Origin of the sequence: Streptomyces sp. NPDC093085, from assembly GCF_040683935.1 — a bacterium.
Classification (GTDB): domain Bacteria; phylum Actinomycetota; class Actinomycetes; order Streptomycetales; family Streptomycetaceae; genus Streptomyces.
In genome coordinates this window covers 40226-60442 of record NZ_JBFBFB010000017.1, presented here as the reverse complement: position 1 = coordinate 60442, position 20217 = coordinate 40226, and the positions used below count along the sequence as shown (strand labels likewise).

At 71.8% G+C, this 20217-nt stretch carries 16 protein-coding genes and 1 pseudogene; 10 read left to right on the top strand and 7 right to left on the bottom strand.

Annotated features, from left to right (window positions below):
• The first annotated feature begins 163 nt into the window (after window positions 1–163).
• Complete coding sequence (locus AB0O07_RS32205; protein WP_365640063.1) at window positions 164–685, top strand: NUDIX domain-containing protein; 522 nt, start codon at window positions 164–166, stop codon at window positions 683–685.
• A gap of 10 nt (window positions 686–695) precedes the next feature.
• On the opposite strand, the gene AB0O07_RS32200 is transcribed toward AB0O07_RS32205, so the two are convergent.
• Together AB0O07_RS32200 and AB0O07_RS32195 are read right to left on the bottom strand one after the other, a co-directional pair.
• Window positions 696–2150 (bottom strand): hypothetical protein, encoded by a 1455-nt coding sequence (locus tag AB0O07_RS32200; RefSeq protein ID WP_365640061.1) that lies wholly within the window; start codon window positions 2148–2150, stop codon window positions 696–698.
• A 263-nt stretch (window positions 2151–2413) separates the two neighbouring features.
• The gene (locus tag AB0O07_RS32195) at window positions 2414–3919 is read right to left on the bottom strand and encodes a serine/threonine-protein kinase (RefSeq protein WP_365640059.1); all 1506 of its coding nucleotides are present in this window, start codon (window positions 3917–3919) and stop codon (window positions 2414–2416) included.
• Between the two features lie 501 nt (window positions 3920–4420).
• Here AB0O07_RS32195 and AB0O07_RS32190 point away from each other — a divergent pair.
• The 5 genes from AB0O07_RS32190 (at window position 4421) to AB0O07_RS32170 (ending at window position 10364) form a co-directional block, all read left to right on the top strand.
• Window positions 4421–6322, top strand: coding sequence for a multicopper oxidase domain-containing protein (locus AB0O07_RS32190; RefSeq protein WP_365640057.1), 1902 nt, complete (start codon window positions 4421–4423; stop codon window positions 6320–6322).
• 444 nt (window positions 6323–6766) lie between these two features.
• Entirely contained in the window at window positions 6767–7498 is a 732-nt protein-coding gene (locus AB0O07_RS32185; protein WP_365640056.1) for a helix-turn-helix transcriptional regulator, read from the top strand.
• Window positions 7499–7575: 77 nt separating this feature from the next.
• Complete coding sequence (locus AB0O07_RS32180) at window positions 7576–8088, top strand: hypothetical protein (RefSeq protein ID WP_365640053.1); 513 nt, start codon at window positions 7576–7578, stop codon at window positions 8086–8088.
• Between the two features lie 62 nt (window positions 8089–8150).
• The gene (locus tag AB0O07_RS32175; RefSeq protein ID WP_365640051.1) at window positions 8151–9545 is read left to right on the top strand and encodes an MAB_1171c family putative transporter; all 1395 of its coding nucleotides are present in this window, start codon (window positions 8151–8153) and stop codon (window positions 9543–9545) included.
• Between the two features lie 3 nt (window positions 9546–9548).
• Window positions 9549–10364: an oxygenase MpaB family protein gene (locus tag AB0O07_RS32170; RefSeq protein WP_365640049.1), complete on the top strand. Its 816-nt coding sequence runs from the start codon at window positions 9549–9551 to the stop codon at window positions 10362–10364.
• 131 nt (window positions 10365–10495) lie between these two features.
• On the opposite strand, the pseudogene AB0O07_RS32165 reads toward AB0O07_RS32170, so the two are convergent.
• Window positions 10496–11518, bottom strand: a pseudogene (locus tag AB0O07_RS32165) (endo-1,4-beta-xylanase); the annotation flags it as partial.
• A 279-nt stretch (window positions 11519–11797) separates the two neighbouring features.
• Here AB0O07_RS32165 and AB0O07_RS32160 point away from each other — a divergent pair.
• On the top strand, window positions 11798–12127 hold the full coding sequence (locus AB0O07_RS32160) for a hypothetical protein (protein WP_365640047.1): 330 nt from the start codon (window positions 11798–11800) through the stop codon (window positions 12125–12127).
• Between the two features lie 142 nt (window positions 12128–12269).
• Here AB0O07_RS32160 and AB0O07_RS32155 read toward each other — a convergent pair whose 3' ends face one another.
• Entirely contained in the window at window positions 12270–13814 is a 1545-nt protein-coding gene (locus AB0O07_RS32155; RefSeq protein WP_365640045.1) for an FGGY family carbohydrate kinase, read from the bottom strand.
• Window positions 13815–14014: 200 nt separating this feature from the next.
• Window positions 14015–14797, bottom strand: a complete 783-nt coding sequence (locus AB0O07_RS32150; protein ID WP_365640042.1) for a hypothetical protein — start codon at window positions 14795–14797, stop codon at window positions 14015–14017.
• Window positions 14798–15004: 207 nt separating this feature from the next.
• Here AB0O07_RS32150 and AB0O07_RS32145 point away from each other — a divergent pair, with 207 nt between their 5' ends.
• From AB0O07_RS32145 to AB0O07_RS32135, 3 genes are all read left to right on the top strand, one after another.
• Window positions 15005–16003: a dihydroxyacetone kinase subunit DhaK gene (locus tag AB0O07_RS32145; protein WP_365640038.1), complete on the top strand. Its 999-nt coding sequence runs from the start codon at window positions 15005–15007 to the stop codon at window positions 16001–16003.
• A gap of 122 nt (window positions 16004–16125) precedes the next feature.
• Complete coding sequence (locus AB0O07_RS32140; protein WP_365640035.1) at window positions 16126–16839, top strand: DAK2 domain-containing protein; 714 nt, start codon at window positions 16126–16128, stop codon at window positions 16837–16839.
• Window positions 16840–17010: 171 nt separating this feature from the next.
• Window positions 17011–17781, top strand: a complete 771-nt coding sequence (locus AB0O07_RS32135; protein WP_365640034.1) for a GntR family transcriptional regulator — start codon at window positions 17011–17013, stop codon at window positions 17779–17781.
• On the opposite strand, the gene AB0O07_RS32130 is transcribed toward AB0O07_RS32135, so the two are convergent.
• Window positions 17765–19141 (bottom strand): MFS transporter, encoded by a 1377-nt coding sequence (locus AB0O07_RS32130; protein ID WP_365640033.1) that lies wholly within the window; start codon window positions 19139–19141, stop codon window positions 17765–17767. The two genes, AB0O07_RS32135 and AB0O07_RS32130, sit on opposite strands and share 17 nt — an antisense overlap.
• Before the next feature lie 70 nt (window positions 19142–19211).
• Window positions 19212–20207, bottom strand: a complete 996-nt coding sequence (locus tag AB0O07_RS32125) for an alcohol dehydrogenase catalytic domain-containing protein (protein WP_365640031.1) — start codon at window positions 20205–20207, stop codon at window positions 19212–19214.
• Window positions 20208–20217: the final 10 nt, after the last annotated feature.

Below are 20217 nucleotides of genomic sequence, written 5' to 3'. Positions count from 1 at the left end.
GCCGGGCAGGGATACGGCCACGGTCCGCCCCGTCGCGACGTGTCCGCGATGACATCGCGCTGTCATCGCCGATGACATGTCATCGGCGCGGCGCTGACACGGCGCCGAAGCGGCTTAGCCCGCACGGGAGTTCGAGTAATTCTCGGTGGGCTATCGTGGCGGGGTGCCTCGCTCGATTCTGATCCACGACGGCCGGACATCCCGCGACATCGGTCTGGTGTACTGCTGCTCGGGCTACCTCGTCGAGCGTGGCAAAGTGCTGCTCGTGCACCACAACCGCTTCGACAAATGGGTTCCGCCGGGCGGTCATATCGAGCCCGGGGAGTCCTTCGCGGGCACGGCGGTGCGCGAGTTCAAGGAGGAGACGGGGCTGCTGGTGGAGGCGATCTCCAGCCAGCCGGCCATCCATCCGGCCGACCACAACGCCACTCCTGAACCCGTGCCGTTCTATGTGGACATCGAGCGCGAAGGCTTCCCGACACCGGCGCTGGTCCAGTTCTTCTACGTCCAGCGGCAGCCGGGCACCCGGGAACAGGCCGTGGAGGCGCAGCTCGAAGAGGTGCACGGGGCTGCCTGGTTCGGCCTGGAGGACCTCGACACCCTCAAGACCTTCGACCAGGTCCGTTCCCTGGCGCGGTTCGCCCTGCTGAACCACCCGGTGGCGGAGGAGCGCGCCGCGTCGTAGGCGGCGGGGCCTACCGCCCTGCGAGGCGGTACCCGCCGGCCCCCTCCACCGTGCCGGCCACCAGTAGCCGGGCCGGGACACCGCCGAAGGCCGCAGAGACGGCCTGGTTGAGGCGCTGAACGTACTTGGGCACCGAGGACGGGGCGACGTAGAGCTTCGCCGCGATCCGCTCGGTCGCCATTCCGGCCTCGGGGGCGTCGTACACGACCTTCACCACATCGAACAGGCGCTCCGACAGCTCGCACGCCACCCTTCCTTCGCTGTCGCGTGCCCCGAGGAGGACGGTCCGGCCCGGACCGAGGGCGACATGGACGATGACCATCTCGGCCGATGCCTCGCCCGCGTCCTCGGAGGTGATGTCGGCAAGGTTCATCCGGGCCAGCCGCCGCATCGCCTCCTCGTAGGCCGACACCGTGTAGTACGCGGCCCGGATGGTGGCGCGCTTGCCCGAGGCACCCGGCTCGTTCCACAGTCCCGCCTCCGGGTCCCACAGGTCGTTCATCAACTTCCACGCCTTGGCGAGGCGGGGATCGCGCGGGCTCGCGCCGGCCCGGATGGCGGCCTGGGCGCACAGCGCGTATGCCATGTGCTCCCAGGCCGTTCCCTGCACGTCCTTGTCGTCCTCGACGAACTCCTCCCACCGGTGATGGTTGTGCAGCAGCCACTGGCCGGCCTCGGCGACCACGTCGGACAGCCGCTTCCGCCGCACCGGGCCGTGCACCCCGCCCGCCTCCCGCGGGACATCCCGGTAGGCGGGCTCGCCGCCGGGCCCAGTACCGGCACAGACGGCCGACAGCGCGAGCAGGCACAGCGCGGTCTTGCTCGGGCTCGGATCGGTGTCGACGTACGTGCGCCACCCCCATGCCCCGCTGGGACGCCGGTGGTAGAGCAGGCCGTGCACTCCGTGGTCGATCAGCGGTTCGACGTGCTCCAGCAGGCTGTTGGTCTCCACCCCGCCGGGTAAGAGGAGCCCGGGGCCGAAGTCATGGAGGGCATCTCTGAGTTCGGCGAGCCGGTGCACCACCAAGGCGGTCTGGTGCAGCGAGGTGTCGTCGAGTCCGAGGACTTCGGGCCAGCCATGGTCGACCTGGTGGTCCTCCAGCCAGCCGACACACCAGGCCGCGGTCTCCGCGACGCCGTTGTGGTGGAAGAAGCGGGGGTGGGACAGCAGTCCGGCCAGGCCGAAGGCGATGAACCGGGTGTGCTCACCACGACCGCCTTTGGGGCGGGGCCGAGAGTGCTCAGGGATGGCGCCGGTAAGGAAGTCGATCCCTTGGCGAACCGGCTGTCCGGCGATGCCGGCGGCGCGCAGAATCGGCAGGACCTCGCTGGTGTTGACGATCGACGAGACCGAGGTCAGGGTGAGGCCCCACCCGCCGTCGTACCCCTGGTTGCGCAGCAGGGTCCGGGCAGCCTCGCCCGCCCTGGTCTCGAACCCCGAGAGCCCCACGTGCGCGCTCTTCATGATGCGCCTCCGCCGCTGAACGACCTGGCCCGCCGGTCGGACCGTACCCAACAGGTCCACTGCCGATGCGCCCTATCGGGGGGCGGCGGTTCATGGGGCAGCGGCGGCTCGGGGCTTGAGCTTCGGGGGTCGAGCGCTGCTTGTGAGGAGTGGGTGGTTCTTGTTTCCCCCCACCCTCCCTACCGTCCATCCTGGCCCGGGGGTTGACTTTTTGCTTCGGGTTGCGACGCGGGGTGAGGACGGCTTGGACGAGGCTGGTGCAATCAAGAGGCGTCGGGCAGTTTGGTCCATGTCAGCCCGTCGTTGTTTTGCTTGTCGGTCTTTCTGATCAGGGTGTTGTGCGTTCTCAGTATGAGGCTGCTGGAGTTCGCCTCCGTGCAGTCCTCCGCCGAATCGGAGTGGACCATGCGCGTCGCACTCAAACGCATTGACGCGGAGCCGGACACACTCGTCAGGTCGCTGGAGATTTCACAGTGGTAGGTGCCTTCGCCTGATTTCTTGGGACCGTTGGCGAACATGCGGACGAGGGGATCTCCAGGGTTTCCCTGGCTGATGGTCATCCACCGAGGGCTGCCATTGACACTGGCGGTCCATGTGCCCAGGAACTCCTCCGGCACCACGCCGTCCCCGGAGGTGCCGTCACCTCTCATCAGGGTGTAGGCCACGCCTCCCGCGCTCAGCGCCACGGCCAGTGCCACGATCAGCGTCGTGCGGCGTCCGCGCTTGTGAGAGGGCGGTTTCCCGGATGGCGCCACTGCCGGGACCGGGAGCCCCCCTGCGGCGGAGGCTGCCCCCAGGGCCGGCATCCGCCCTGGGGCTGTGTCACGAGGGGGCGCGGGAGCCGGGGGTTCCGGACTCTCCGTGTCCAGAAGACTTACCGCGTGCCGGCCCAACTGGGCGACCAGGGGACCTGGCAGCCACGGCGCGGTCAAGCGGCCGTCGACGACTGCGTCCTGCACGCCTGTGCGGCGCAGAACCTCTTCAGGGCCCGGACGCGACGCGGGGCTCTTCTCCAGGCATCCCTCGATGAGGTCCACAAGCGCCGTCGGCAATCCCTCCAGGTCGGGTTTTTCGTGCGCGATGCGGTACATGAGCACCTGGGCCCGGGTCTGTGCGGTGCCGAAGGGCATCTTGCCGGTAGCGGCGTAGGCGAGGACCGAGCCGAGGCAGAAGATGTCGCAGGCGGGCGTGATCCGGTCACTGCTCACCTGCTCCGGTGCCATGAAACCGGGCGAACCGACGAGCGCGCCTGTACGCGTGATACGGCCGTCGGTCATGGTCTCCAGGGCCCGTGCGATCCCGAAGTCGATGACGCGGGGCCCGTCGATGGTGACCAGGACGTTGGACGGCTTGAGATCACGATGGACGAGCCCGGTGCGGTGGATGTCCCGCAGGGCATGGGCGAGGCCAGCGGCGAGCGTGCGTACCGAGCGCTCCGGCAGAGGGCCGTAGTCACGCCCGACGACCTGCCGGAGGCTGGGACCGGCGACATAGCCGGTGGCAACCCACGGCACGGCGGCCTCGGTGTCGGCGTCCAGCACCGGCGCCGTCCAGTGGCCGCCGACCTGCCGCGCCGCCGCCACCTCGTACCGGAACCGTGCCCGGAACTCCTCCTGCGCGGCCAGTTCCTCGCGCACCAGCTTGACCGCGACCGTACGCCCCCGCTCCGAGCGGGCGAGGTATACGTCGCCCATACCGCCGGCCCCCAGCCGCCCCAGTAATCGGTAACCGCCGATCTGCCTCGGCTCTCCGTCCCCCAGCCCGTGCACGACGCACCGCCTTCCCCGCCCGTGAGCCCGCGCGAACAATATGACGAGGGTACTGCGCAAGGGTGGCCTCCCCGGTGTGAACAGGTCCACTGTCAAGCCACATAGGAGTCCATCTCCCGCAGTGGCAACTGTCCTTTCGATACGCCCCTGTGGACAAGTGACGTGAGCCTTTTCCAAAGCCTTTTCCAACATCACGTTGACGGGTGAGGTTGGAAAAGGCTCAGTTCATCGGCGCCTTCATACCGGCCATGCCGTGTCGGCGTGAGGACGCGGCCTCACGCGGTGCCTGGGGCCGAGGTCCGTCCGGGTTCTCCCCTAAGGGCGAGAACGGCCGAAAATGAGCGCAACCTTTACGGGCTGGTGAAAAGGGTGCAACCAGGGCGGAATGGTGTGAGTCCTACCCCGTGAAAGGTGCCGCCAGGAGTCTTCGCGAGTCGTCGTGAGACTTCGCGACGTACGGGGCTTCCGGCGGTACGGGGGAACGACAACGGGGGATTCACCTTGTCCGAGAACACCATCGGCGTGCCCGGAAACAGCGGCATAGAAGCCGATCGGGGGTATGCCGACGACATCGGCGCCGTCGACGGCGCCACCACCGCCGCCAGTACCGCCGCCGACGTCGGGGGGCTCACGCCGTACCTCGACCGGCTCCGCGTTCCCGCGACGCTCCGGCCGGGCGGGCGGCCCGAGACCATCGAGCTCAAGTCGACCTGGGTGCGGCTCCATTCGCAGATGGCGCCGACCCATGTCTTCGCCTACAACGGCCAGTTCCCCGGGCCCACCATCGAGGTGCGGAGCGGGCAGCGGATCAGTGTGGCGTGGACCAACCGGATCAAGAACGCGCCCTATCCGGTGGTCGCCGGGGAGGAGCCGGCCGTCGGCGGGGCGCCCGCGCGGCATTCGGCGCCGGGGCGCGGTGAAGGGTTCGTGGAGATCAAGGAGGTCGCGGACCTCCCCGCCTGGTCCGTGACGCATCTGCATGGCGCGGAGACGGGCGGCGGCAACGACGGGTGGGCGGAGAACGCGGTCGCGTACAAGGACGCGCAGCTCTCCGAGTACCCGAACGGGCAGCGCGCCACCACGCTCTGGTACCACGACCACGGGATGAACATCACCCGGTGGAACGTCTACGCCGGGCTCGTCGGGATGTATCTGATCCGGGACGAGGAGGAGGCGGCGCTCCATCTGCCCAGCGGGAAGTACGAGGTCCCGCTGATCCTCTCGGACCGCAACTTCGAGACGGACGGCCGGGGGCGGCCCACCGGGCAACTGCTGCACAAGGTGCGGCGGGCCTCGGACGCGGTGAACCCGGAGTCGGGGAAGATCGTCACCCTGCCGTTCTCGGGGCCGTACAACCTGGTCAACGGGGTGGTCTGGCCGTATCTGGACGTGGAGGCCCGCTGGTACCGGTTCCGGCTGCTCAACGCCTCCAACGCCCGGATCTACAACCTCGCCCTGGTCGACGAGGAGAACCGGCCGGTGCGCGGCGCGATCCGGCAGATCGGCTCCGACGGCGGGCTGCTGCCCCGGCCGGTCGCGGTGGAGTACGACGCGGAGACCCGCGCCGGGCTCTCCATCGCGCCCGCCGAGCGGATGGACCTGCTGGTCGACTTCCGGGCGCTGCGGGGGAAGAAGGTGCGGCTGGTCAATGTGGGGCAGGAGCCCGCCGGGACGGCCGATCCGGCGCGGGATGTGCTCTTCCCGCAGGTCATGGAGTTCCGGGTGGGCGCGGCGCCGGTGGGGGACCGGTTCGTGCTGCCGTCGGTCATCTCGTCGTCGTTCCGCCGGTTGAGCCATGACATCCCGCACGGCCACCGGCTGGTGGTGCTCAGCGCGCCGGGCACGACGGGTGGCGCGGGGCACCCGGAGATCTGGGAGATGGTGGAGGTCACGGACGGCTCGGCGCGGCCGGGGCAGGACGGGGTGATCGCGCTGCGGGGGCCCGACGACGCCGAGCCGAAGGTCTACCGGCGGATCTCCCGGACCTTCGACGACACCCTCGGCTTCAAGGTGGCGCACGGGGACTACGAGGTGTGGAGCCTGCTGAATCTCGGCGGCCCCACCCACCCCATGCACATCCATCTGAGCCAGTTCCAGGTGCTGGAGCGCGAGGTGTACGACATCGCCGGGTTCGACCCCGGCGGCGCCACGACCACCTCGCCGGTCACCTATACGGGGGCGAACCCGGTGCCGGAGAACGAGCAGGGGTGGAAGGACGTGTTCCAGGTGCGCCGTGCCGAACTGGTCAAGGTCATGGGGCAGTTCACGGGGGCGCACGGCCGGTTCATGTACCACTGCCATCTGCTGGAGCACGAGGACATGGGGATGATGCGGCCGTTCACCGTGATGCCCCGGGAGGTGCTGGTCTTCGACCACCATCAGCCCGGGCACGGCGGCCACTGAGCGGCGGCCGTCGAGTTGGCCGGCGGTCGTTGACCGGAGGCCGCTGACCGGCGCGGTCGTTGATCGGCGGTCGTTGACCGGAGGCGGCTGACCGGCGGTTCTGACCGGCGGATCACCTATCAGTGATCCGCCGATCAGGCATGCGAGGAGCCCAGGAACCGGAAGAGAAGGGGAGCCGAACGACGATCGCGCCGAATGCTGTTGCCCACCCCCGTGGGGCAGCGGCATCCGGCGCTTCCGCGGCCTGGGGCCGCTCTCGTCGTCCAGCGAGACCGATCCTGTAGGCGTGGCGTTCAGAAGTCAACTATCGTTGATTAAAGCTTGAGATGGAGGTGCTGCTTCCCGGTAGGTCGGGGATTTTGCCCCGATTCTTCACAACGATCGTGTAAATCGGCTCGGTCGTGTGATCCCCGCCGGGGCCGAAAGCGCTCTATGATCCGAGCCATGGCCAACACCGATCCTCCACACGCAGACGCGTCGGCACCCCGTTCCGGCGGCGACGGTGGGGAACCGGGGACGCCGGAACTGCCCGGACCGCCCGACGGTCCGGCGGAGCCGCTGGACTTCGCCGCCCGCTTCCGGCGGGTGATCTCGGTGATCTACCCGAAGGATCTCGGCCGCCCCTGGCGCGACTCGGAGATCGCCGAGGGGACCGGGCTGAGCGGTACGTACATCGGCAACCTCCGCAAGGGCACCCAGAAGCCGAGCCTGGAGAACGCGGTGAAGATCGCCAAGTTCTTCGGGGTCCCCCTGGACTACTTCACGGACTCCGCCGCCGCCCAGGCCGTCGAGCGGGACCTGCGGAAGATCGAGGCGCTCCGCGACGCCAAGGTCGAGCGGATCGCGATGCGCGCGGCCGGGCTGCCGCCCGCGATGCAGGACGCCGCGCTCACGATGGTGGAGCAACTGCGCAAGGCGGTCGGGCTGCCGTACGGCCAGACGGACAGCCAGGGGGACGGTCAGACGGACAGCCGGGCGGGCGGTCGGGCAGGCGGCCAGGCGGGCAGTGAGGCGGAAGCGGCGGCTGGCGGTGGGCAGGGGGCCGGGGGCAGGGCCGAGCCGAAGGGTGTGCTCCGGCGCGCCGTGAAGCGCGACGGGAAACGCGACGCGAAACGTGAGTCGAAGCGCGGGGCGAAGCGCGCGTCGGAGGGCCGCGACGGTCTTTCCGAGGGGTGACTCCCGGTGAGCGGACTCCTCTGGGACACTGGCGCATTGCCGAAACGGGCAGTGAAGGTCAGGCCGATGGGGAGAGCGTGGGAGATCTTGGGCGGACCCGCCGCCGGATGCGGGCGAAGTTCAAAGAACTGGATCTGCCGCGCACGCGCACCGTGGACGACCTGTGTGCCGCGGTCGCGGAGCGGACCGGCCGCGAGATACGGCTGGAGCCGCGGCGGATGAAGGTGGGGGAGCCCTCGGGGTTCGTCGAGCGCCGCGCCGCCGCCGACATCGTCCACTTCGAGCAGGAGACCTCGGCCCTGCACCAGGCCCACATCATCTGCCATGAACTCGCCCACCTGCTCTGCGGCCACCTCGGCGAGGCGCCGACCCCCGAAGAGGAGGAGGCCGCCGCCCATGTCGAGCTGCCCACCCTCGATCCCGACCTGATCCGGCTGGTCCTGGGCCGCTCGCACTACGACGAGGCGGCCGAGGAGGAGGCGGAGATACTGGGCGCGGAGCTGACACGTAACCTCGTCCTGGCCCCCGGTGCGGGGACGACCTCGCAACTGGCGCCGGCTTTGGAACACCGCAAGGGACAGCATGTCTGAAACACCTGACGGCATACGGGGGCAGGGGCAGGGGCGTTGGCGGGGGCGGGGGCAGGGGCGGTATGTCAGGCATATCTGACATATCCCAGCTCTCCGGCATACCGCAGCTCTCCGATATGCCGGCGCTCTCCGAGGCGCCGTTCAATGTCGTCTATCTCGGAATCGGCGTCGTCTCCTGGGTCGTCGCCGCCCTGAAGATACGGGCCTGGCGCCGGGACCCCAGCAAGGGGCTGCTGGTCGTCTTCTTCTCGATCGCCTCCCCCGCCACCGCGTTCGTCCTCGCCTCCCCGCTCGTCTACCGGCTCGTCGACCGGATCTCCGGGCGCGGCAACTTGGCGACTCTCCTCGTCTACCTCGGCATCATGGGGTTCTCCGCCGCCGCCGTGGTGCTGGCCCGCATGTGGACCCCGCCGCAGGACCGGGTCGACGCGCGGGTCTGGGACGGGGCTGCGGTCGAGTCCTGGCGGCCGGTACGGCTCCGGCTCACCGTCTTCGCGCTCCTGGTCACCGCGATGACCGTGCTGTTCTTCGCGGGCGGCGCCACCCACCCCCGTACCCCTCTCACCTTCGACACCACCTTCGCCCCGGTCCCGGCGATCGCCGCCTTCCTCGTTCTCTACCAGTGCCTCTTCGCCTTCGCGCTGATCGACATCGGCCGGGTCTGTCTGCGGCACGCCGCCGGGCTGCCGGAAGGGCCGCTGCGGCGCGGCATCCGCCAGCTCGCCCTCGGCTCCTTCACCGCCTGCGGATACGGGGCGTGCAAGCTCACCGCCATCGGCGCGGCAGCCGCCGGGTACACGGGTACGGAGTGGCTGAGCACCGCCCTCGGCCCCGCCTTCGCCGCGCTCGGGGCGATCCTGATCACGACCGGGTTCGGCGGTCCCGCCCTCGCCGCGTTCGTCCGCAGGCGCCGCGACTACCAGGCGCTGCGCCCGCTGTGGGACCTCGTCTACCGGGCCGACCGCAGGCTGGCCCTGGAGGCGCCGCCGTCCGCCTGGACGGAGCGGCTGGCCGTACGGGACCTGGAGTGGCGCACGGCACGGCGCGGCCTGGAGATACGGGACGGCCAACTGACCCTGCGCCCCTGGGTCACCCCGGCGGTGGTGCCCGTCGCGACCGGGATCGCCGGACGCGAGGGGCTGGACGAGGCCGACCGGGCCGCCCTGATCGTCGCGACCGGGCTGCGCTCGTCGGTGGAGTTCCTGCACGCGGGCGCCCCGCCGCGCCCCCGCGAGGACCAGGTCCCGCTGCCCGGCCTGGACACGGAGCCGGTGGAGGAACGGGCCCACCTGGTACGCGTCGCCCACCTGCTGTACGCCCCGCTGACGGGGGAGGCGGTGGCGGGGGTACGGGAGGCGGCGGCGGACGCGGCGGCGGATGCGGACGTGACGGCGGACGGCACAGCGGACGGAACAGAAGACATGGACGGGGAGACGGGGGGTGAGCGAGGTGCGTGAGGGATGACAGAGATACGTGAGATATCCGGGGCCGGGGGAGCAGGGGGGCCCGAGGGGGCGCCCCGACAGCCGGCCGACCGGGCCCCCGTGGACGCGTTCGGGCGGCTGGTGCTGGAGACCATGCCGGAGGAGTCGAAGCTCGGGCTCTCGCTCGGGTTCATCCGTACCTTCGCGGTCCCGGACATAGCGCGGGTGCTCGCCGCGACAGGACGGATGACCAGCGCACCCCGGGTACGGGCCAAGGCGACCGGCGTCGCGATGTTCACCCTCATAGGGCGCGGCGTCGACAGCGACGAGGGGCGGCCGATCGTCGAGGAGCTGCGCCGGGTCCATGAACGGCCCGGGATCACACCCGAGTTGATGCGGTACGTGCTGGCCTGCTTCACCGTCTGCCCGCTGCGCTTCATCGACGACCACGGGCACCGCCCGGCGACCCCGGAGGAGCGCTCGGCCGCGTACGCCTTCCACGTCGGCCTCTCCGACGCGCTCGGCATCACCGACATCACCGATACAACGGGGGACCCCGATGCCGGTGCCGCCTCGGGGCTGGCCGGGGTCGAGCGGTGGATGCGGGCCTTCGAGGAGCGGAACTTCGCGCCGAGCCCCGAGGGGGACGCGCTCTGGGCGGCCACCAGCACCGGGCTGCTGGGGCGGCGGCTCCCCCGCCCGCTCGCCGGACTCGCCCCGGCTGTGGCCGCCTCGCTGCTGGACGCGCCGCTCCGGGAGGCCCTGCGGATCCGCCGCGCCCCCGCCCCCGTACGCGCCCTGATGTCCCTGGCCCTGCGGGCGCGGGCGGCGGCACGCAGGCGCCGTACGTAGTGCGGGAGTTGATACGGGAGCGGCGGGAGCGGTACGGGGGCCGGTGAGCCGGTGGGCCGGCGGTGGCGGCGGAACCACCACCGCCACCGCCGGGCAGGCGCCGGCTCACCCGCAAGCGTGCTGGCTCAGCCGCCGTTGAGCGCGGCCAGTGTGGAGTTGTACGCGGCCTTCTTGGCGTAGTTGCCGTCGAAGAGCAGCGGGGTGTCGCCCGCCCGCCACGAGTACTTGTCGGTCACGCCCCACACCGTGATCCCGGTGCACCGGGAGACGGCGAGGCAGGACCGTACGACCGAGGCGTAGGTGTTGGCCTGCGCGGTGCCGGAGCCCGCGATGTCGAGTTCGGTGATCTGGACGTCGACGCCGAGGTCGGCGAAGCGCTGGAGGTTCTGCTGGTAGTCGCCCGGGAGCGGGGACGCGGAGTTGAGGTGGGACTGGAAGCCGACGCAGTCGATGGGCACCCCGCGCGCCTTGAAGTCACGGACCATCGCGTAGACGGCGTTGCTCTTCGCGTTCTGGCCGTCGGTGTTGTAGTCGTTGTAGCAGAGCTTGGCGGACGGGTCGGCGGCGCGGGCGGTGCGGAACGCCTCCTCGATGTAGCCGTTGCCCAGCTTGTCCTGGAACGGCGTACTGCGCCGGGCGCCCGAACCCCCGTCCTGGAACGCCTCGTTGACCACGTCCCAGGAGTGGATCCGGCCCCGGTAGTGCCCGGCGACCTGGGTGATGTGGTTGTTCATCGCGGTCCGCAGATCGGCGGCGGCCAATCCGCCGACCCAGCCCGGCAGTTGGGAGTGCCAGACCAGGGTGTGCCCCCGGACCCGCATGCCCCGGCTCTGGGCGTGGTTGACGATCTGGTCGGCGGAGCCCCAGTTGAACGCGTTCCGGTTCGGCTCGATCGCGTCCCACTTCATCTCGTTCTCGGGGGTGGCGCTGTTGAACTCCTGGTTCAGGGTGTTGGCGTACGCGGCTTCGCCGAGGTGGTACCCGGCGACGGCGGCGCCGAAGTACCGCCCCCGCTCGGCGGCGGACGCGCCGAGCGTGGAGGCGGCGCTCGCGGACGGCGCGGTGGCGAGGACGGTGACCAGGGCGGTGGCGGCGGCCGTGGCACCGGCCAGCAGGGTGGTCAGCCGGCCGGTCGGGCGGCTCGACTCTGTCATGGCGACTCCTTCGGAGGTGGTCGACGACAACGTGCGGCTCCCCGGGGAGGCCCCCACAACCGGCCCGAGATGACTGTCTCTTTCGTAACGTCGAGCAAAACTTTCGAATGCGCAAGGGGTCGCGCGGAGTTACGTGCGCGGGGGCCGGGGGCCGGGGCCCGGGGGCGTCGGCCGGCCCAGGCGTCGGCCGGCCTGGGCCCGAGGGGTGATTGACCCAGGGGCGGGCAAATGATTGCGTCGCGCCATGACCAACCACTCCCTCCCTCCCCGCCCTGCCCCATGCCCGCCAACACCGGTACGGGCGAACGCCGTTACCTCCTGAAGGGCGGCGCGGTCCTCGCGGGAGGGGCTGCTCGGGCCCCCGGCAAGGAGGCCGACATCCTCCTGCTGCGCGCGGACGCCCTGAACGTGGCCCCGCTGAACAACGTACCGGGGGCGGTCGTGACCCTGATGGACCGTACGAACGTGGACACGGTCATCGTCGCGGGCCGCATCCGCAAGTGGCGGGGCGCCCTGCTCGATGTGGACCACCCCCGCCTGCTCGCCGACCTCGAAGCGTCCAGGGACCATCTCTTCACGACGGCCCGGGTCGACCGTCCGCTCTTCTGAGGGGTACGGCGGTTCTTCTGAGGGGTCTGGCGGTCGTCTGCCCGCGGTTGTCCGCCTGGCGGTTGGTCCGGCCGGTCAAGGCGGCGTATCGGCTCAAGACCGCGTGTCGGCTCAAGACCGCGTGTCGGCACAAGGAGCCTCATCAGCCCGCAGGGCTCAGGGACGACCGTGGGCGGCAGTCCAGCGCCGTCGTGACGGACGGCGCCCAGCCGAGCGCGTGCGCCGCGAGCAGAGCCGCGCCCACCGCCGTCACCTCGGGCTCCGCGATGGTCCTGGCGGCTCTGCCGGTGACGGCCTCTTTGACCTCGACCCAGCCCGGGGAACGGGCCCAGCCCCCGGCGGAGTAGACCGGCGCGCCGGGTGCGGTGAGGCTCTGGACGCGGGCGACGGCCCGGCCGCCGAGCGCGGCCAGCGCGCCGAGGACGGCCGAGGCCCGGGAGAGGGGGGCGGTGGGCGCGTCGGGGGTGTAGGAGGGCGGCCGGCCCCCGGCCGCGCCGGGCCGGAACGTACCGGAGTGGAGGGAAGAGTCCGGCTTGAGGTCGCCGGAGATCAGACGGCCGAGGGCGCGGGCGACATCGGGGTCGCGGGAGGCCCACTGCATGTTGCGGGCGAGTTCCTCCACCCGCAGCACGGTGGCCCCGGCGGGGTTGTGGATGCCGGGCGAGATGTCGAAGGAACCCGGGGAGGGCCTGGGGGGCGACGGGGTCTGCGCGACGACCACTTCGGCGGTGCCCATGGAGTCGAGAACGGCCCCGGGGTGCAGCCGGTCGACGCCCCAGCCGCCGACGGGATGGTCGTGTCCGCCGGCCACGACGAGGGCTCCGGGGGCGAGGAGACCGGCGTCCGCGAGGCGCGCGGAACGCAGTTCGCCGACGGCGGTGCCGGTGGGGAGGACCGGGGGCAGGAGACCGGTGGTGCCGAGGGTGGCGCGCACCCGGTCGGCCAGCCAGGTGCGGGGGAGCGGGCACCAGGCGCCGGTACGGGCGGCGAGGGTGTCGCTGAGGAAGGCGGTTCCGCTCCAGCGGCAGGCGACGTAGTCGGTGAGCGCGATCCACGAGGACGCCCGGTCGGCGCCGGGCTGCTCGCGCGCCCAGGCCCAGCCGACGAGCGTACGGGCGGCGTCGGTGACGGTGCCGGTGTCAGCGTCGGTGCTGGTGCTGGTGCTGGTGCTGGTGCTGGTGCCGGTGACGGTGCCGGTGTCAGTGCCGGTGACGGTGCCGTCGGCCGGTTCCGGCCCCGGCCCCGACCCCGGCGCGAGGCCGAGTGCTGCCTCAGGCGCCGGGGCCGGGGTCGGCTCTGCCCCCGGCGCGGCCCCCGGCACCGGTCCCAACACCGGCCCCAGCGTGGTCCGCAGGGCGTCGAACAGCTCGGTGCGGCGCGGATCGAACCAGGCCAGGGCCGGGGTGAGCGGGGTGAGTGCGGCGTCGGTGAGGATGCCGTCCTCACCGACGCCCGCGGCACACGCCCCGGCGACGGCGTACCGCTCACCGCAGGCGGCGACGGCCATCTCCTCGATGATCCCGAAGAGCCGTGCCGCGTCGATCGAGGGATCGTCCGCGGGGCGCGGGGTGGCGCGGCGCACCCGGGCGACCACATGGCCGCGCGCGTCGAGCGCCACCACTTTGACGTTCGTGCTGCCGATGTCGATACCGAGGACGGCGTCCACCCGGCGCGACGAGGTTCCCACGTGTCCCATCTCCTTCGACCGACACTGCCGCTCATGTCCTCTCCCGGGCTGTCCCTCCCCGGGCTGCCCCTCCCGGGCTGTCCCCAGGTGCTCTCCGGGTGCTCCCGGACTCGGCCCGGGCGCTGGGCCCCGGGCCCCGGACTCGGCCCCGGGCCCCCGGCCCCGGGCTCGGCACCCTGGCCGTCCCGGGCCCCGGGAGGTCAGTCGTCGAAGCTGACGCCATGGGTGAGGGCGGAGATCTCGGAGAGGACCTTCTCCGCTTCGGCGCTCTCGCGCTGCCAGATGTTACGGCCGACGATCACCCCGCGGGCGCCGGCGCGGATGGTCTGGGAGACCGCGTCCACGGTCTCGGAGGGCTCGCCCGACAGCGGGCCGCCGGCGATGACCAGGGGCACCTTGAGTTCCTCGACGAGGCGGCGGGTGCGCTCCTCACCGGGGAAGGCGATCTTGATGATGTGGGCGCCCAGGTCGTACGCGATGCGCGCGACCTTCTCCTCCTCGGCGATGACCTCCTCGGTGCGGGGCGCGCCCATCAGGACGGGCTCCAGGACGAGCGGGATGTCCCAGGCGTCGCACGCGGTGACGACCTGACCGACCCGGCGGGCGAGCGCGGCCTGTTCGGCCCGGGAGATGTTCCAGGGGAAGAGCATCTTGACGGCGTCGACCCCCATACGGACGGCCTCTTCGACCGTGGTGATCAGGGAGTGGGAGCCGCCGCCGTCGAGCTGGGCGTAGTCGTAGTACGTGTCGATCGTCAGGACACGGGTCAGGTGCGGATTGCGGGCGAAGAAGGCCTCGGTCCGCTTGACCTGGCCCGGGGTCATCATGAACCCGGTGACGTCCTTGTCGCCCCAGGTGGCGAAGGGGGCCGAGGGCGTCTCCAGGCCCTCGATGCGGTCGAAGATCAGGCCGTGGTCGACGGGCATGATGATGGCGACCCGGTCGCTGGGGAGGGTGCGGCGCATCCGGTATTCCATGGACATGGCTGTCTTGTCCCTCTCGTCGTGAAGACAGGTGAATCGGCCGCCCGGCGGGGTGATCGGCCGGCGGGGGCGACCGGCGACGGGCTGAACCGTCGGCGGGGCGGGTGCGGTCCTCCACACCAGCAAATTGTACGTACAGTATGTACTGTCCGAACAGTAGGCGTTAGCGTGGGGCCGGTCAAGACCCGAGCGAAGGAGCACGGCGCCATGTACCGGCACATCGTCAACCGCCCAGAGAACGCCGCCGACGAGGCCCTCGAAGGGCTGGCTCTCACCCATCCGGGAGTGGTGTCCTACGACCGGGACGCGGGTATCGTCCGGCGGGCCCGCCCCGCCCGGGAGAAGGTCGGCCTGGTCTCCGGCGGCGGCTCCGGGCACGAGCCGCTGCACGCCGGGTTCGTCGGCACCGGCATGCTCGATGTGGCGGTGCCCGGCGCCCTGTTCGCCAGTCCGACCGCGCTCCAGGTCCACACCGGGACGGTCGCCGCCGACTCCGGGCGCGGCGTCGTGCAGATCGTGAAGAACTACACCGGCGACGTACTGAACTTCCGGATAGCCGGGGAGCTGGCACAGGACGACGCGATCGAGACCGAAGTGGTCCTGGTCGACGACGATCTCGCCACCGGCGGCGGTGACGAGGGGGGCCCGGGGCGGCGGGGCACCGCGGCCGTCCTCGCCGTGGAGAAGATCTGCGGCGCCGCCGCCGAGGCGGGCGCGGGACTCGCCGAGGTGGCCGCGCTGGGCCGCCGGGTCGCGGGCAACGCCCGCACCCTCGGCCTCGCGCTGCGCGCCTGCACCCACCCCGGCCAGGACGAACCCGCCTTCGCCCTGCCCGAAGGCGAGATCGAACTCGGGGTCGGCATCCACGGCGAGCGCGGCACCGGCCGTATCCCGTACGCGGACGCCGACACCCTCGTCACCCGGCTCGTGGACCCCCTCGTGGCGGACCTGGCCCTGAAGCGGGGCGCCGGAGTGATCGCCGTCGTCAACGGCCTCGGCTCCACCGGCCCCCTGGAGCTCTCCATCGCCGCCCGCGCCCTCCACCACCGCCTGAACGGCCTCGGTATCACCGTGGCACGCTCGCTGGCCGGCTCCTATGTGACCTCGCTGGACATGCACGGCGTCTCGGTGACCCTGCTGCCGGCCGACCCCGACCTGCTGCCGCTCTGGGACGCGCCGGTACGCACCCCCGCCCTGACCTGGTGACCGGAGAGGAACCGGCCGGACAACGCGACCGGCACCGTAACGCCGGTGGAACGCCGACCGGCGTGACGCGACCGGCACCGTAACGACCGCCGGGACAACGACCGACAAGACAAGGGACCGTCATGACCTCACCCCGCCAACACCCCATCCGCCTCGGCCACCAGCTCGCGCTGAACGACGGGTTCGGAGAGCGCTGGACGCGGAACCTCTTCGCCGTCTTCCTCGGGGGGCGCGCCGAGGAGCTCGGCCGTCTCGACCGGCTCGCCGGTGACGGCGACTTCGGCAACAACATCTCCGCCGCCCTGGACCGGGCCCGCCGGGCCGCCGCCGCTGAGGAAGCAGGGCGGCTCCAGGGCTATCCCGCCTGGCTGACCTGCGTCTCGCGCGGCTTCCTCGGCACCGGCGGCACCAGCGGCCCGCTGTTCGGCATGTTCTTCCGCGACCTCGCCCGGTGCACCACCTCGGGCGAGCCCACCCTCACCGAGCTGTCCGCCGGACTGAGCGCGGGCGTGGCGACCGTACAGCGGTACGGCGGGGCCGAGGTGGGCCACAAGACCATGGTCGACGCGCTCGTGCCGGCCGCCCGCACCCTGGAGTCCCAGCTCTCGGCCGCCGCCGCGCCGGACGAGGCGCTCGGCCGTACCGCGCTCGCCGCCGTCGAGGGAGCGCGCTCCACCGCCTCGCTCATCGCCCGGCGGGGGCGCGCCAGTTACGTCGGCGAGGTGGCCCGTGGCGTGCTGGACCCCGGTGCCGCGGCCGCGGCGATCATCCTTCAGGCCGCCGCCGTGGCCCAGGCGGGCGGGGACGGCGTCGACACCGCCTGGATCGAGGTCTGACGCGCGTTCGCCGGTTCGCCGGTTCGCCGATACACCGGTTCGCCGGTTCAGCGATGCGCGGTACGGACCGTACGGACCGCTGAACGCCCTTGTGGTACGGACCGTACGGACCGCGGATTACGATGAGTGCCCCGGCGGCCACCGCCGCCAGGCCAGGGAGGGAGCGTAGCCGTGGCGCCAGCGAGGGCCATCGACCGGCAGTCGACAACGCCGTACTACCAGCAGCTCGTCGGGGCACTGGAGCAGCGGCTGACAGCGGGGGAGATCCCCACGGGCCAGCGGCTGCCCAGCGAGAACGACCTGTGCAAGGAGTTCGGCCTGTCCCGGGCCACGGTCCGGCAGGCCCTCCAGGTGCTGGAGTCGCAGGGACTGGTGACCCGGATCGCCAACCGGGGCGTCTTCGCCGCACAGCCCCCGGCCGCCGACGACGGGTGGACCATCCAGCAGCCACAGGGCTTCCTGGAGAACGCCCTCGGCCACCGGAACCGCTCCGTGGCCACCGTGGTGCTCCGCCACGGGCCGGCCATCCTGCCGGCCTTCGCCTGCCGGAACCTCCAGGTGCCCGAGCACACGGGGGGGTACGAACTGGTACGGCTCCGCACCCTCAACGGGGTGCCCGCCCTGTACAGCATCAACTACAGCCCGCCGGAGCTGGTCCCGGTGATCGCCGCCAGTGCCGAGGTGCTGGAGGGGCAGGCCTCGCTCAGCCAGGCGCTCGCCGACGCCGGATACCCCCTGGGCGGCGCCCACCGCTCGGTACGGGCCGTCGCCCCGACCCCCGAGATCGCCGCCGCCCTGGACATCGACCGGACCACGCCCACCCTGCACATCCGCTCCACCTCGTGGACCCCGGCGGGGCAGCGCTTCGACGTCTACGACACCTGGGTGCGCAGCGACATCGTGCCGCTGGAGGTCAACGTCGACGCTACGGGCGGCGCGTAGTCCCGGCGCGGGCGTCGCCCTCCTCCGTCAGGGGCCGGGCGTCGCCTGCCTCCGTCAGGGGCCCGCCCTCCGTCAGCGGCCTGCCCTCCGCCACCGCTTGCCGGGACTCCTCGGGGATGGTCAGCCACCGCACCGCCACGCCCGCCAGGAGGTACAGGGCGGCGAAGACCACCGTGACGCCGCCGGGGCCGATGACGCCCAGGAAGGCGGCCACGATCAGCGGCCCGACGAAGGTGGCCGCGCCGGCCCCGAGGTTGAGCACCGCGATGGCATTGCCCTTCTGGCCGGGCGCCATCAGGGACATCAGCACCGAGATCGGGGTGAAACCGGCCAGCGTCACGCCGTACAGCGCCGCGCACACCACCGCGAGCCAGTACGCGTCGCTGACATGGGCGGGCAGGAAGTACAGGCAGAGGGAGCTGACCGCGGAACCGGCACAGCCGAACCAGCGCAGCGTACGGTGCCAGCCCAGCCGGTCGCTGAGCACGCCGAAGAAGAGGTTGGCGAAGATGTTCGCCGCGCCCAGGACGAAGACCAGCCGCAGCCACCCCGAGGTGCCGAAGCCCAGGTCGTCGGAGAAGACGGCGGGCAGGAAGACCAGGAACCCGAACTGCGGGGCGGTGTTCACCACCCGTATCAGGCAGCCGACGGCGATCCGGGGCTGGGAGAAGATGATCAGGACGCTGTTGGCGACGCTGCGGCCCGCCGTCACCTCCGGGGGCGCCAGCCGCCCGCCGCCCCGGGCGCCGCGGATGCCGGTGAGGGCGAGGACGCCGCCGGCCACCACCAGGGCGAGGGAGAGCCAGAGGGTGGCGTACTCGCCGATCAGCGGTTCACTGCCGCTGGCCAGCAGCGAGCCGAGGGTGGGCAGGCCGCCGGTGAAGGCGAAGTAGAACCAGCCCACGGCGGAACCGAGCCGGTGCGCCGGGCTGCCCGCCAGCACCCAGACCAGGAAGCCGTAGGCGAAGAAGGGGTAGCCGAAGCCGCGGAGGCCGTAGGTCAGCAGGATCAGCGGATAGTTCCCGGTGGGCAGCGCGACCGCCAGGAAGAGCACCTCGAAGACGCTCCAGACGCCCAGGCCCAGCCACATCACCCGGCGCGGCCCCCACACGTCGGAGAGCGCGCCCGACAGCCACGATCCCGCCGTGACCACCGCCCCGTAGACGGTGATGACGACGGCCGCCCTGGTCGCGGTGTCCGCCCCGTGGGCCTGTAGGTAGGGGGAGATGTAGCCGGACTCGACGCCGTCTCCGATCATGAAGAGCAGCAGGCCGGCGAAGCCCCACACCAGGGGGCGCGGCAGGCCGAGCCGGTCGGTCAGGCCCTGCTCGGCGCGGGCCGGTGAAGCGGATGCGGACATCGGTGTCCCCACTTTCTGAAGGTGTTTCCCAAGGCACAGCCCATGGCAGGGCGGGGTACGGGGCGAGGTGTCACCGCTGCGGGTGGATGTGCACCTTGCGGGCGGTGTCGGACGCGGCGGCCTCCAGGGCGGCGGCGTACTCCTGGAGGCCGAAGGTGTGGGTGACCATGCCCGGTGCCAGCCGGGGCAGCTCCGCGACGGCGTCGACCGCTTCGGGGAAGGAGGTCGCCAGCGACTGGGAGCCGACCAGGGTCAGTTCGCGGTCGAACAGGTCGTACGGGAAGAGCTGGATCGCGGACTCGGGGCTGACGACCCCCATCTGGAGGAGCGTGCCCCGGTCGGCGAGCCGGTCCAGCGCGTCCGACACCGCCGAGGGGTGCCCGCTCGCCTCGATGACCAGGTCGATGTCGTGGTTCCCGGGCCGCTCACCCGGCGCGTGCACCGTGTCGGCGCCGAATTCCACGGCCGCGCCGCGCCGTACCGCGCTCGGCTCGACGACCCCGATGGACCGGGCGCCGCGGGCCCTGGCGTAGGCCACGGCGAGCAGGCCGATCGAACCGGCCCCGTAGACCAGCACCCGCCGGCCCTCGACCGGCCCGATCCGCGAGGCGGCGTGCAGCACACAGGCCAGCGGTTCGATCAGCGCACCGGTGGCGAAGTCCACCCCGTCCGGCAGCCGGTGGACGACCTTGGCCGGCACCTTCACCAGCTCGGCGCAGGCGCCGTCGCCCGCGACCCCGACCGGGACCAGCCGGGGGCAGAGGTTGGGCGCTCCGGCCACGCACCGCGCGCAGGTCCCGCAGGAGATGTTCGGGTCCACGCACACCCGGTCGCCGACGGCGAACCGGCCGGCTCCGGCGCCGACCGAGGCCACGGTCCCGGCGAACTCGTGCCCGGGGACCACGGGAAAGCGGCCCGTGGGGTAATCCCCCTGGGCGAGGTGGAGGTCGGTACCGCAGATACCGACGGCCTCGGGCGCGATCACGATCTCGCCGGGCCCGGGTTCCGGGTCGGGAAGCTCTCGGACCGCTGTCGATCCCCGTCCGTCCAGGACTACCGCACGCATCGTCGCGTCC

Excerpts from the sequence above, each read along its gene's own strand:
- AB0O07_RS32130 (WP_365640033.1), bottom strand. The coding sequence starts at position 19,141 with ATGTCCGCATCCGCTTCACCGGCCCGCGCCGAGCAGGGCCTGACCGAC.
- AB0O07_RS32140 (WP_365640035.1), top strand. The coding sequence starts at position 16,126 with ATGACCTCACCCCGCCAACACCCCATCCGCCTCGGCCACCAGCTCGCG.
- AB0O07_RS32170 (WP_365640049.1), top strand. The coding sequence starts at position 9,549 with ATGACAGAGATACGTGAGATATCCGGGGCCGGGGGAGCAGGGGGGCCC.
- AB0O07_RS32145 (WP_365640038.1), top strand. The coding sequence starts at position 15,005 with ATGTACCGGCACATCGTCAACCGCCCAGAGAACGCCGCCGACGAGGCC.
- AB0O07_RS32150 (WP_365640042.1), bottom strand. The coding sequence starts at position 14,797 with ATGTCCATGGAATACCGGATGCGCCGCACCCTCCCCAGCGACCGGGTC.
- AB0O07_RS32160 (WP_365640047.1), top strand. The coding sequence starts at position 11,798 with ATGCCCGCCAACACCGGTACGGGCGAACGCCGTTACCTCCTGAAGGGC.
- AB0O07_RS32175 (WP_365640051.1), top strand. The coding sequence starts at position 8,151 with ATGTCAGGCATATCTGACATATCCCAGCTCTCCGGCATACCGCAGCTC.
- AB0O07_RS32200 (WP_365640061.1), bottom strand. The coding sequence starts at position 2,150 with ATGAAGAGCGCGCACGTGGGGCTCTCGGGGTTCGAGACCAGGGCGGGC.
- AB0O07_RS32125 (WP_365640031.1), bottom strand. The coding sequence starts at position 20,207 with ATGCGTGCGGTAGTCCTGGACGGACGGGGATCGACAGCGGTCCGAGAG.
- AB0O07_RS32185 (WP_365640056.1), top strand. The coding sequence starts at position 6,767 with ATGGCCAACACCGATCCTCCACACGCAGACGCGTCGGCACCCCGTTCC.